This window comes from Streptomyces caeruleatus (genome assembly GCF_001514235.1).
Lineage (GTDB): Bacteria > Actinomycetota > Actinomycetes > Streptomycetales > Streptomycetaceae > Streptomyces > Streptomyces caeruleatus.
On sequence record NZ_KQ948928.1, the window covers coordinates 573634 to 585585 of the forward strand.

Annotated in this window: 11 protein-coding genes; 4 read left to right on the top strand and 7 right to left on the bottom strand. The window is 72.7% G+C overall.

Annotation, left to right across the window (positions count from 1 at the left end; translation table 11 throughout):
- Window positions 1–8 precede the first annotated feature (8 nt).
- The gene (locus AQJ67_RS17990; RefSeq protein ID WP_062719892.1) at window positions 9–1406 is read right to left on the bottom strand and encodes a hypothetical protein; all 1398 of its coding nucleotides are present in this window, start codon (window positions 1404–1406) and stop codon (window positions 9–11) included.
- A 307-nt stretch (window positions 1407–1713) separates the two neighbouring features.
- Between AQJ67_RS17990 and AQJ67_RS17995 the strand changes: the two genes are divergently transcribed.
- Complete coding sequence (locus AQJ67_RS17995) at window positions 1714–2469, top strand: isocitrate lyase/PEP mutase family protein (protein WP_062719893.1); 756 nt, start codon at window positions 1714–1716, stop codon at window positions 2467–2469.
- 62 nt (window positions 2470–2531) lie between these two features.
- Entirely contained in the window at window positions 2532–2957 is a 426-nt protein-coding gene (locus AQJ67_RS18000) for an NUDIX hydrolase (RefSeq protein ID WP_062719895.1), read from the top strand.
- Here the strand turns inward: AQJ67_RS18000 and AQJ67_RS18005 are convergent.
- Genes AQJ67_RS18005 through AQJ67_RS18025 form a run of 5 tightly spaced genes read right to left on the bottom strand, consistent with a single transcriptional unit; the run spans window position 2944 to window position 7373 of the window.
- The gene (locus tag AQJ67_RS18005) at window positions 2944–3672 is read right to left on the bottom strand and encodes a hypothetical protein (protein WP_062719898.1); all 729 of its coding nucleotides are present in this window, start codon (window positions 3670–3672) and stop codon (window positions 2944–2946) included. The two genes, AQJ67_RS18000 and AQJ67_RS18005, sit on opposite strands and share 14 nt — an antisense overlap.
- A gap of 37 nt (window positions 3673–3709) precedes the next feature.
- The gene (locus tag AQJ67_RS18010) at window positions 3710–5146 is read right to left on the bottom strand and encodes a hypothetical protein (RefSeq protein ID WP_062719899.1); all 1437 of its coding nucleotides are present in this window, start codon (window positions 5144–5146) and stop codon (window positions 3710–3712) included.
- A 58-nt stretch (window positions 5147–5204) separates the two neighbouring features.
- Window positions 5205–5807, bottom strand: coding sequence for a TetR/AcrR family transcriptional regulator (locus AQJ67_RS18015; protein WP_062719901.1), 603 nt, complete (start codon window positions 5805–5807; stop codon window positions 5205–5207).
- Between the two features lie 46 nt (window positions 5808–5853).
- Window positions 5854–6522, bottom strand: coding sequence for a response regulator (locus tag AQJ67_RS18020; protein WP_062719902.1), 669 nt, complete (start codon window positions 6520–6522; stop codon window positions 5854–5856).
- Window positions 6519–7373, bottom strand: a complete 855-nt coding sequence (locus AQJ67_RS18025; protein ID WP_062719904.1) for a sensor histidine kinase — start codon at window positions 7371–7373, stop codon at window positions 6519–6521. Before AQJ67_RS18025 ends, AQJ67_RS18020 begins: the two co-directional genes overlap by 4 nt.
- Before the next feature lie 139 nt (window positions 7374–7512).
- Here AQJ67_RS18025 and AQJ67_RS18030 point away from each other — a divergent pair, with 139 nt between their 5' ends.
- Both AQJ67_RS18030 and AQJ67_RS18035 read left to right on the top strand, forming a co-directional pair.
- Window positions 7513–8220, top strand: a complete 708-nt coding sequence (locus AQJ67_RS18030) for an ABC transporter ATP-binding protein (RefSeq protein WP_062719906.1) — start codon at window positions 7513–7515, stop codon at window positions 8218–8220.
- The gene (locus AQJ67_RS18035; protein WP_062719908.1) at window positions 8217–10532 is read left to right on the top strand and encodes an ABC transporter permease; all 2316 of its coding nucleotides are present in this window, start codon (window positions 8217–8219) and stop codon (window positions 10530–10532) included. The genes AQJ67_RS18030 and AQJ67_RS18035 overlap by 4 nt, the downstream gene beginning before the upstream one ends.
- A 27-nt stretch (window positions 10533–10559) precedes the next feature.
- On the opposite strand, the gene AQJ67_RS18040 is transcribed toward AQJ67_RS18035, so the two are convergent.
- The gene (locus tag AQJ67_RS18040; protein WP_062719910.1) at window positions 10560–11879 is read right to left on the bottom strand and encodes a jacalin-like lectin; all 1320 of its coding nucleotides are present in this window, start codon (window positions 11877–11879) and stop codon (window positions 10560–10562) included.
- Between the last annotated feature and the right edge of the window lie 73 nt (window positions 11880–11952).

An 11952-nucleotide genomic window follows, 5' to 3' on the forward strand; every position in this document is an offset into this window, starting at 1 on the left:
TTTGGACCTCAGGGCTTCAGGCGAGCGATCTGCAGCGTCGTCGTGGTCGGGGAGGCCCCGGTGAGCGGCGTCGCGTACGACGGCTTCACGGGCACGGACGCCCACGCCAGGGTGCCGTCCTTCTGGACCGCGATGTCGCCGGTGATCCGGGTGCCGACGACCTTCGTGGCGCTCTTGAACCCGCCGTTCCAGTCGATGAGCCGGAAGCTCGTCCCCGTGAACGTGCCGGTGCAGGTGCCGGCCTTGCACTTGGCGTTCTTCAGCGACTCCCAGGACAGCAGGAGACGGTCCTTGCCGTACGGGGCGAGGCGGACGTTGACGTGTTCCGTGCCCTTGGTGTGGGAGAGGCGGATCGCCTTGCCGGGACCGGAGTTGCGGTCCTTGAGGAAGGCGACCGCCACCTGGTGAGTGCTGCTCTGCGGGGTGACCGTCCAGCCGCGGCCCGACGAGTCGGCGGGGTTCTTCTTCGCGGAGGCGGCGCCACGCGAGGCGAAGGCGGTGGCGTAACGTCCGCCGGAGGACTTCACGAGATCACCGGTCCGGCCGGGATACGTGCCGCCGCAGTAACCCGCCCAGCACTGCTCGCGCTGCACGACCGGGGCGACATCCGGCGCGCCGATCCCCGTCGACACGAACAGCCCCGAACGCCAGTCGTCGAAGCACAGGGACGTGAAGGCCCCGGTCTTCTCGGCGTGCAGCGCGATGCCCTCGTTGTGGCTGCACCCCCAGCTCCAGCCACCGCCGAGCTTGGCACCCTTGGCGCTGACGTACGACAACTTGTCCCCGAAGTGCCCGTCGGCGAAGCCGCCCGCGCCGTGCACGACGAAGTAGGCGCCGTACTTGGTGCCGTTCCAGGTGAGCTGGCCGTCCAGGGTCGGTGACGTGTCGTTCGTGGCGGTGCCGGTCAGCTTGGTGCGGAAGGTCTGCCTGCCGTTGGTGTAGCGCACGATCGCGGCGGCCGTCTCCTTCCACTTGTTGGTGTCGGCGACCCGGGTGAGCAGCGCGAAGCCGTCGTTGTGCGCGACGAGTCCGCCGACCTCCTTGGTGCCCTTGACGACCGTGTCCGTGCCCGACCGCTTGCCGGCCGCGGTCAGCGGGGTGACATGGACGCCGTCCGCCGCGGGCCATGCCACGCGCAGGGTGCCGTTCGGTGCCACCGCGGTCGCCGTGCGCGTCCACTCCCGGGTGTTGTTGTAGCCGGCCGACAGATACGGGAACTTGGCCGACAGGCTCACCGCGGTGGTCGTCGGCGTGAGCTTGGGGGAGGTGCTCGGGGCGGCGCCGGCGGTGGCGTACCAGGCCCCCACCAGGGCGGCCGTGGCGGCGAGACCCGCGATGAGGGGCTTGCGGGCCGCGTGGGACCGGCGATGTCCGGCCGCGGGCGTCGAGCGTCGTGCGGAAGTCATGCCCTGCGGTCGCCGCCGACCGCGGATCAGGTTGCTGAAGATTCAAGAGTGTGGTCCGGATCACTTCGGCCGGCACCGAAACGACGAGCGCCTAGCGTTACGGAACCGGCGCACCCCCACACACCCGCACCCGCGTACGGCGGGAAGGGGACGTGTCGGGGGGTGTCCGCCCGCAGCGGTCGGCGTCCGACACCGCGCACTCTCGACGGGCCGCCGCAGGCGCCAGGGGCGCGGGGAACTGCGCAAAAACGCCCGCCCCCACCGAACCCGCACAGGCATCCCCGCCCGACCCCACAGGAACCCGGTCATGACCACCTTCGCCGCACTCCACCACACGGACACCCCCCTCCTCCTCCCCAACGCCTGGGACCACGCCTCGGCAAGAGCCCTGGCCGACCAGGGCTTCCCTGCGATCGGCACGACGAGCCTGGGAGTCGCCGCGGCAGCCGGCCTGCCCGACGGAACGTCGGACACCCGCGACGAGACCCTCCGGCTGGCCCTGGCCCTCGGCTCCGCCCCCTACCTCCTCTCCGTAGACGCGGAGGACGGCTACAGCGACGACCCGGAGAACGTGGGCGAGTTCGCCCGCGAGCTGGCAACCGTCGGCGCCGTCGGCATCAACCTGGAGGACCGCCTCGGCCCGCCGGCCCTGCACGCCGCGAAGATCGAGGCCGTCAAGGCAGCCGCACCAGGCCTCTTCGTCAACGCCCGCACCGACACGTACTGGCTGGGCGACGGAGCGGGCACACTCGACCGGCTCGACGCCTACCAACAGGCCGGCGCCGACGGCGTGTTCGTACCCGGAGTCACCTGCCCCCAGGAGATCGGCGCGCTGGTGAAGCATCTCGCCGTCCCTCTGAACATCCTCCACACCCCGACCGGCCCCACCCTCCCTCAACTCGCCGACCTCGGTGTGCGCCGGATCAGCCTCGGCTCGCTGCTCTACCGGCGAGCGCTGGGTGCGGCACTGGAGGCGGTCGCGGAGATCCGGGCGGGCCGGACCCCGTCGGGCACCATCCCGTCGTACGACGAGGTGGACGCGTTCAGCCGCCGTTCCTGTTAACGTTGACCGTTTCCCGGGTATCAGACCCTTTGGACTCATCACCGGCGAGGGACCGAGGAACCATGACCATGGACATCCCCGGCGACAAGCGACTGGCGGCCGCCGTCGTGATGGACGACAAGCAGCGCGTGCTCCTGGTGCGCCGCAGCGAGAGAGAACGGTTCCTGCCGCGGGTGTGGGGTGTCCCCTGCGGAAAGCTGGAGCCGGGGGAGAGCCCCGAGGACGGCGCCCTGCGTGAGCTGAAGGAAGAGACCGGACTGCTCGGCGAGATCGTCCGCAAGGTCGGCGAGTCGTCCTTCCTCAGCGACTACCGGGGACACGAGATCAAGAACTGGCAGGAGAACTTCCTGGTCAGGCCGTTGACCGCGGTGATCACCCTGCCCGAGCCCGACCAGGACGCCGCCTGGCTCACCCGGACCGAGCTGACGACGGTCGACATCGACGAGTACAACCTCGACATCGTGCGGCAGGCGTTCACCAGGCCCTGAGCCGCTCCGCCAGGTCCCGCAACGCGTCCAGATAGTCCCCCGCCGCCAGCGGCACCTTCGCCACCGCGCCCGGATGCGGGCCCGCCGCCGTGAACACATCGGTGTGCCGACGCCGTTCGGCACCCGTCTCCAGGAACAGCGTCACCGTCGGCTCGTCCGTGTCGCACCACGCCCGGTGCAGGGTGTGCGCGGGCAGCGCGTACGAACTGCCCGCCGCGTACTGCCCCAGATGCGTCAGCCGCAGCCGCGCCGGACCGGCCGGCCTCAGCGTCCAGTCCGCCGACCGCTCCGCCAGCGACTCCTCGTAACGGGCCGCCGCGAGACCACCCGCCCGGTCGTCGACCTCGTACAGCTCCATGGCCAGCCGCCCCCGCACGACGTAGGACGCCAGCGGGGAACGGTGGTTGTGGATGTCCTCCTTGCCGATCGTGCCCGCGCCCGGATGCCACACATGGGCGCGCAGCATCCGGCGCGGCCCGCCGTCGATCAGCAGCAGCTTGTCGAAGCCCAGGACATGGCGGTACGACAGCCGTGCGCAGCCCTCCGGGTCGCCCTCGCCGGAGACGAGGTCGTCGATCAGCTCCAGCAGACGGTCGGGGGCGCCGAGTTCGCAGACGACGCGGCGGGCCTCGGCCGCGAGTCGGTGCTCGGGCAGTTCACCGTCCAGCGCCCCGGCCAGCAGCCCTCGCGCCGCCAGGACGTGCCGACCGCCCATGCACCCACCCTCCAACGCCCGTTCGTCACCACCGGGTTCAACCACCCGGCTGATACATCCATACGGCATGCCCGCGCAGCGCCGAAAGACCTTGATAGGTCATCCACATGGGCCGCCGCAGCTCGGTGCCGTCGCCCAGCCCCCAGGACCAGATGCCCTCCGTCTGCCCCGCCCACACCGCGGCGACGGCCCCCTCCAGCCGGACCCGCCACTCGTCCTCCAGCCCGTCCGCGCGGGCGATCTCCAGGGCGCCCGGCGCCAGGAGGGCGCGGGCCAGCCAGGAGGCGGTGAAGTGCCGTACGTTCAGCACCTCGTGGCGCGAGGGGTCGTCCGTGCGCGGACGGCGTACCTCCTCGTGCAGGTTGTCCAGGTCCGGGCAGGTGTCGTGGGGTGCGTCCGGGCAGGACAGCAGCCAGCGGACGCCGTCCTCGCGGGCGGTCCGCGCCCGTGCGGCCCGTGCGTCGGAGTCCTCGCCCAGGACCCGGGCGGCCCGGTCGAGGGCGACGACGGCCTGCGCGGTGTGCAGCGGTGACGGTCTGCCGTACGGCGGCTGGAGCCGGTAGCCCCAGCAGCGCAGGTGCTCTCGGCGCGGGTCGCTGATGGCGCCGTCCGCGAGGGCCTCGCGCAGCGCCGGCAGGAGCTCGGAGCGGGGTGCGGCGCGCAGCAGCCCGCGCAGCACGGTCGTCACGACATGCGTCGACTCCAGTCCGGCGCGGTCGAGTTGCCGGGTGAAGCCGCTCGTGCACCGGTCCACCTCCGCCGTCAGCCGCTCGGCCGACGTGCCCGCCCGGGCCAGTGCGCCCAGCACCAGCGCGGTGACCTCCGGCCGGGCCTCGGACCCCTGAGAGCGCGCCGACCAGCCGCCGCCCGGCAGCCGCAGCCGCCACAGCGTGTCCACCAGGTCGCCGGTGCTCAGCCGGCCGTCGGGCACGCCCAGGTCGAGCATGATGTGCAGGCCGTACGCGGTGCCGACGGGGGTGGGCCGGGAGGGCGTGTGCTCGCCGAGGGAGTGCGGCCAGCCGGTGAGCCGCCCGCGCTCCGGGTCCGCCACGACGGACACCTGGTCGACCAGGGCGTCGTAGGCGGAGGCGAACACCCGCGGGAGCGGGCCGGGCGCGCCCGGTGCCATCGCGGCCGGCCCGACGGCGGGGGCCTGCGCGCGCTCCGCGGACGCCGCGGTACGGGCCCGCAGCAGCGCGGCCGCCAGCCACGCCGCGACGAAGGTGCCGAGCCCGCTGATCCCGGAGATCAGATACCGGGCCGCCGCCCCGTCGATCGAGTCGGGCAGCACACTGAACAGGAACTGGAACACGCCGTACCCGGCGGCCGCGGCCCCGAGCCCGCCGAGCCAGCCGACGAAGCGGGCGGGAGGCGAGCCGTCCGAGGGTTCCTCGTCGGGGGCGGGCGGGGTGGTAGCAGGCTGTCGGGGCTGACGGGACCTCAAGGGGCCGCGTCCGAGCTGCTGTTGGGACATGACCCGCTCCCTCCCCCGTTGCGGAGTGTGACCTCCGCGAAGCTTCCAGTCTAAGTGGTCAGCGTGGCACCTGGGGCGGCTGCCGGCCCTGCCCGCCGCGCGGCCAGTTCACGAGCGCCACATGCAGGGCGTCGACAGCGCGCTCCCAGGACTCCTGCACGGCCCGGGGAGCGCCGAAGGCGCCCGTCGACTCCAGCGCGCAGTAGCCGTGGAAGGTGCTGCGCAACAGGCGCACGGCGTCGGTGAGATCGGGTTCGTCCAGGCCGTACGCGCGGAGCACGCCGTACGTGATCTCGGCGGTACGGCGCATGGCGGGGGAGTCGGCGACGAGGGACTGGTCGATCCGGATCTGGGTCGCCGCGTAGCGGCCCGGGTGCCGCAAGGCGTACTCCCGGTAGGCGTCGGCGAATGCCTTCAGCGCGTCCTTGCCCGCCCGTCCCGCGACCGCCATGGCGATCCGGTCGATCATCTCCCCGCCCGCGAGCAACGCCATCCGCGTCCTGAGGTCCTGAAGGTTCCTGACATGCGAGTACAGACTCGCGTCCTTCACGCCGAACTGCCGGGCCAGAGCCGACAGACTGACCTTCTCGAACCCGACCTCGTCGGCCAGGTCCGCGGCGGCCGAGGTGATGCGGTCGGCGGTGAGACCCGCTCGGGGCATGGGGTGACCTCCGTTCCTCTGGTCACTAGCCTATTGCCTAAGCAGCCTAGGAAGCCGGGTGCGGCCCCGGCTTCACCAGGCCCGTCTCGTACGCCAGCACCACCGCCTGGGCCCGGTCGCGCAGGGTCAGCTTCGAGAAGATGCGGGCCACATGGGACTTCACGGTCGCCTCGCTGAGGGTGAGGTGCTCGGCCAGCTCCGTGTTGGACAGGCCCCGGCCCAGCAGGGTCAGGACCTCCAGCTCCCTCGGCGTGAGCGCGGACAGGGAGGTGGGTGGCGGTGGTGCGGGGGCGGCGGCAGCGAAGCGTTCCACCAGGCGGCGGGTGATGGAGGGGGCGAGGAGTGCGTCGCCGGTGGTGACCAGGCGTACCGATGCCGCCAGGTGTTCCGGGGTGACGTCCTTGAGCAGGAAGCCGCTCGCTCCGATCGACAGGGCCGTGTACACGTACTGGTCCAGGTCGAAGGTGGTGAGCATCAGCACCCGGCAGTCGGGGGACTGCCGCAGGATGCGGCGGGTCGCCTCCAGGCCGTCCATCGTCGGCATCCGGATGTCCATCAGCACCACGTCCGGCGCCAGCTCGCGGGCCAGCGACACCGCCTCCGCGCCGTCCGCGGCCTCCCCCACCACGTCGATGCCGCGCGAGGTGAGGATCAGCCGGAAACCGGTCCGGATCAGCGTCTGGTCGTCGACGACCAGTACCCGGGGCGCCGTCACGGGCGGTCCATCGGGATGCGCGCCCGGACCCGGTACCCGCCGCCGAGGCGCCGACGGGCGTCCAGATCACCGCCGTACACCGCGACCCGCTCCCGCAGCCCCAGCAGCCCGCGCCCCGTCCCCTGCCGCGCCACCGGCGGCGGGGCGTCCCCGGTCAGAACGCTCGGCCCGGTGCTGAGGACCTCCACGCGCAGCGCGTGGTCGGCGTAGCGCACGGTGACCTCGGCCCTGCCGCCGTCGCCGTGTCTGAGGGCGTTCGTGAGTGCTTCCTGGACGATGCGGTACGCCGTGACGGCGATGCCCTGCGGCAGCGGGCGGGGTTCGCCGGAGACGCGGACCTCGACGGGCAGGCCCGCGAACGAGACCCGGTCGACGAGTTGGCCGAGCCGGTCGAGGCCGGGCTGCGGCGTCAGGTCGACAGCGGTGTCGTCGTCGCGCGGGCCGTCGTCCACGTCGTCGTACTCACCGCTCGGCGACGGTGCCAGCAGCCCCAGCAGATGCCGCAGGTCCGTCATCGCGCCCCGCCCCGCGTCCTCCACCGCCCGCAGCGCCGCCGCGGCCTCGTCCGGCATCGTGCCGAGCACCTCGCGGGCGGCACTGGCCTGGACGACCATGAGGCTGACGTTGTGGCTGACGATGTCGTGCAACTCGCGGGCGATCCGGTCCCGTTCGGCCGCGACCGCGGCCCGGGACGCGCGCTCCCGCTCCCGTTCCAGCAGCCAGCCGCGCTCCCCGACGGCGTCCCGCCACCGGCGGCGCGTCCGCGACAGCGCGACACCCAGCACGAGTACGGCGGCACACGCCAGCGCGAGCGCCACCGCGAGGCCGTTCGTCTTCCAGTCCTCCCCCATGGGGTTCACCCTGGCAGACGATCACCGGGTCCGCATCGGCCCGGGGATGCACTCCCTGCATCCCCGGGATGAGACGAGCGGCCGGATGCCATCCGGGGAGGGATGCCCGGGCCCCACCCGGCCTCGTAGCGTCCTGTCCATGGTCACTGAGGACAGCAGGGGAGAGGTCGTCGTACGGCTCGACGGCGTGCGCAAGGAGTACGGCGAGACGGCGGCGTTGGCCGGGGTCTCGCTGGAGATCCGGGCCGGGGAGGCGGTCGCGGTGATGGGGCCGTCGGGGTGCGGGAAGTCCACGCTCCTGAACATGATCGCCGGACTGGACCGGCCCACGGGCGGCGAGGTCGTCGTGCACGGCGAGAACGTGGGGGAGTTGAGCGAGAAGGGACTCGCCCTGTACCGGCGCCGCCGGATCGGCATGATCTTCCAGTTCTTCAACCTCATCGACGACCTGTCGGCCCTCGACAACGTCGCCCTGGCCGCGCAGCTCACCGGCACGCCCGCACGGCAGGCCCGGCGACGCGCCCTGGAGCTGTTCGACGAGCTCGGCATCGCCGACCGCCGGGGCGCCTACCCCGCGGTCCTCAGTGGCGGTGAACGCCAACGCGTCGCCGTGGCACGGGCGTTGATGAACCGCCCCGCCCTGCTGCTCGCCGACGAGCCGACCGGCGCCCTGGACAGCCGCTCCGGGGAACAGGTCATGGACCTGCTGCTCGACCTCAACCAGATCGGCCAGACCCTGGTCCTGGTCACCCACGACGAGCATCTCGCCCGCCGCTGCGCCAGCCGCCTGATCGAGTTCGCCGACGGCCGGGTCACCGGCGAACACACCCTGGAGCCGTCCGCATGAGGGCCGTGTGGCGCGCCGCCCGCGCGGCGGTACGGCGGCGCAGACTCCAGACCCTTGTCATCGCGCTGGTCACCCTGACCTCGACGGCGGCCATGGTGGTCGCCCTCGGCCTGGTCGACGCGGCCTCCGCCCCCTTCGACAAGGCCTTCGACCGGCAGCGCGGCCCGCACGTCGTGGCCTCCTTCGACCCCGCCGAGGTCTCCGACGCACAGCTGAGGGAGGCCGCGCGCGAACCCGGCGTGGAGGCCGCCGCCGGTCCCTACGCCCAGGCCACGGTCGAACTCCCGGACGGCAGCATGAGTTTCGGCCTCGGCACCGAGATCACGGTCGTCGGCCGCGCCGACCCCGCAGGACCCGTGGACCGGCTGGACCTGTGGGCGGGCCGCTGGGCCACCCGGCCCGGCGAGGTCGTCCTGAACCGGCAGTCCGACTGGACCCCGGACGACCTCGGCAAACGGCTCCCGATGCCCCCGGGCGGCCCCGCCCTCACCGTCGTCGGGTTCGCCTTCGACCTGAGCCGGACCGCGGACGCCTGGGTCGCGCCCGGGCAGATCGACGCGCTGCACCCGACGGCCACCCAGATGCTGTTCCGCTTCCCCGACGCCCAGACGGACGACCGGCTGCGCGACCGGCTCGCCACGGTGACCGACGCCCTCCCGGCGGACGCGCTCACCGCCTCACGGTCGTATCTCGCCCTGAAGCACCAGGTGAGCAGCTCGGCACGGGCGTACACGCCCTATCTGATGGCCTTCGGCATCCTCGGCGTCGCGGTCGCGGTCCTCATCATCGCCAACGTGGTCAGCGGCGCCGTGATCTCCGGCTTCCGGCACATCGGTGTGCTCAAGGCGCTCGGCTTCACGCCGGGGCAGGTGGTCGCCGTCTACCTCACGATGATCTCCGTGCCCGCCGTGGCCGGCTGTGCGCTCGGCACCGCCGCGGGCAACCTGCTCGCCCGGCCCTTCTTCGGGTTCGTGTTCACGGGCCCCGACGCCGGGGTCCTTCACGACACCGTCTCCCTCGCGCCCTGGATCAACGCCGTCACGCTGCTCGGCATGCCCGCCGTGTGCCTCCTCGCCGCGCTCGCGCCCGCGCTGCGCGCCCACCGGATGTCGGCGGCGCGGGCGATCAGCGCGGGCAGCGCCCCGCGTGCCGGACGCGCCCTGGGCGTCCAGCGCCGGCTGGCCGGCAGCCGGCTGCCCCGCTCGGTGAGCCTGGGCATGGGCCTGCCGTTCGCCCGGCCCGGGCGCAGCGCCCTCACGCTCGCCGCCGTCGTCCTCGGCGTGACCACCGTGACCTTCGCGACCGGGCTCGCCACGACGATGACCCGGTTCGGCGAGGCCGGCCGGGACGCCTACCAGGTCACCGTGTACGCCTCGAACTTCAAGAACGGCAAGGAGATCACGCCGAAGCACGGCGACCGTGAACTCGCCTCGCTGCTGGGCGGGTTGCCCGGGGCGGCCGAGATCACCGCACGGGCCGCCGTCGACGTACGCCTCGTGGGCTCGGCGCACCCGGTGATCCTCGAAGGGCGGCGCGGCGACCGTCCCCGGCTGGACAGCGTGCTCACGGACGGCCGGTGGACGCGGGGCGGCGGCGAGATCGTGGCCGGCTCGGCCTTCCTGCGGCAGAACGGCGTACGGGTCGGTGACCGGGTCGGTCTGGAGAAGGGCGGCCGGGGCGAACGGGTGCTGGTCGTCGGGGAGTTCATGGAGAGCAACGCCCGGGTCGTGGTCGCCGACTGGCCGACGCTGACGGCCCTGGCCCCGGACGAGAAGCCCATCGGCTACCACGTCCGACTCCGCGACGGCACCGACCCGGCCGCCTACGCCCGCGCCGCCCGGGCCGCCGACCCCGGGATCGCCCCGGACGTGCGGGACGCAAACGCGATCACCCAGACCGTCATCGGCTCCGCCACCGCCCTCACCCTGATGCTCGCCGTCGTCGCCGCACTGGGCGTCTTCAACACGGTCGTCCTCAACACCCGTGACCGCCGGCGGGACCTGGGCATGCTGAAGTCGATCGGCATGACGCCCCGACAGGTCACGGTGATGACGGTGACGTCGATGGCGGTCCTCGGCGCGATGGGCTCCCTGCTCGGCATCCCGCTGGGCATGGCCGGCCACCACCTGGTGGTCCCGCGCATGGCGGGCGCCGTCGACCTCACCCTGCCCGCCTACATGACCGACGTCTGGCAGGCCCCGGCCCTGGCCGGACTCGCCCTCGCGGGGTTGGTGATCGCCGTGCTGGGCGCGCTGGTCCCGGCACGGCGGGCGGGGCGGCTGACCGTGGCCGAGGTGCTGCGCAGCGAGTGAGTCGACGGCTCCCGAGTACGGCGGGGATCAGCCGATCGGCGCGTACAGCACCCCCAGCTTGTCGACCTCGTCGCCGGCCCGCCCGGTGAACCCGACGATCTGCCAGCCGGAGGGCGCCGTGAAGGTCCTGGCGTCCGAGGCCGCCGTACCGGAGGACAGCGTGCGGCCCTTGTCGGTCGTGAAGGCGGCCGAGAAGATCCGGGTACGGCCGTCCTTCTGGCCCTGCGTCAGCCGGGCGGAGGCGAGGTGCTCGCCGGAGGCCAGGGTCAGGGACGTGGCCGTGCCGCCCGTACCGCCGTGGGCGAGGGTCGTGCCGCCGTCGTGCGTGAGGGACACCGCGTCCAGGCGGGAGGCGCCGCGCAGCGTGAGGGTGCGGGGCGAGGGGGTGGCCGGCAGGTCGTCGGCGTCGTTGAAGGCCGTGCCGTGCGGGCCGCCGAAGAAGTCGCTCGCCCTCAGGGACGGGTCGAGGGTGTAGGAGAAGTCGACGGTGTGCGGGAAGTGGTCGGACAGGTTGCCGCCCGCGGAGTCCAGGAACGACGCCCACTCGTTGTTGTACCGGGTGGCGTTCAGCGTCAGGAGCTCGCTGCCGCGGTACAGGACCTTGTCGACGACCTCGCAGGCGTTCGGCGGCGCCGACGTCGGGCACAGCAGCGCGTCCGCGCCCTGCGTCGGCCGGACGCCTCCCTTGGCCAGCCGCACCCACGCGTCGGTCAGGCCGTTCTCGTCGGCGAGGGTGCGGATGTTGTCACCGCTGCGGGTGTACCGGGTGTTGGTGTCGCCCATGACGATCACCGCGTTGCCGGACGAGTTCGCCTGGATGAAGTCCGACAGCTGCTCGACGTTGGCGCGGCGGGCGGCGAGCGCGTCGTCCGTGTCGTCGGCGTTGGTGTGGACGTTGTAGAGGTCCACGAAGACGCCCTCGGCGAGACGGACCCGGGCGAGCGAGAAGCCCTTCGGGGTCAGGCAGTTGGTGCCGGTGCACTTGTTCCACTTCACCCGCTCGAAGTCCTCGAACGGATGGTCCGACAGGGTGTTGAGGCCGTCGCCGAAGGGCACGCCGCCGCTGGTCGCGGTGCGGTACGGGTGGTTGTCGCCCGCGTACAGGGCCGCGTGGTAGTTGAAGTCCTCCTGGACGTTCACGATGTCGTACGCCGCCAGCCGCGGCGCGATCAACGGGGTGTTCGCCTCCGGATTGCCGGAACTCAGGCCTTCCGGCAGTCCCGCGACGTTGTACGTCAGGACGTTGAAGGTTCCGCCGGTGGCGGCCGCCGCGGGCGCCGACCCGGTGGCGGCGAGGCCGGTGAGGGCCAGTGCGGTGGCGGCGAGGGTGCCGATCAGTCTTCTCATGGTGGGGGCGTCTCCGATGGGTGACGAAGAAGATGAGCGCTGTTCAGGTTCGACGTCCACCAGAGTGACGTAC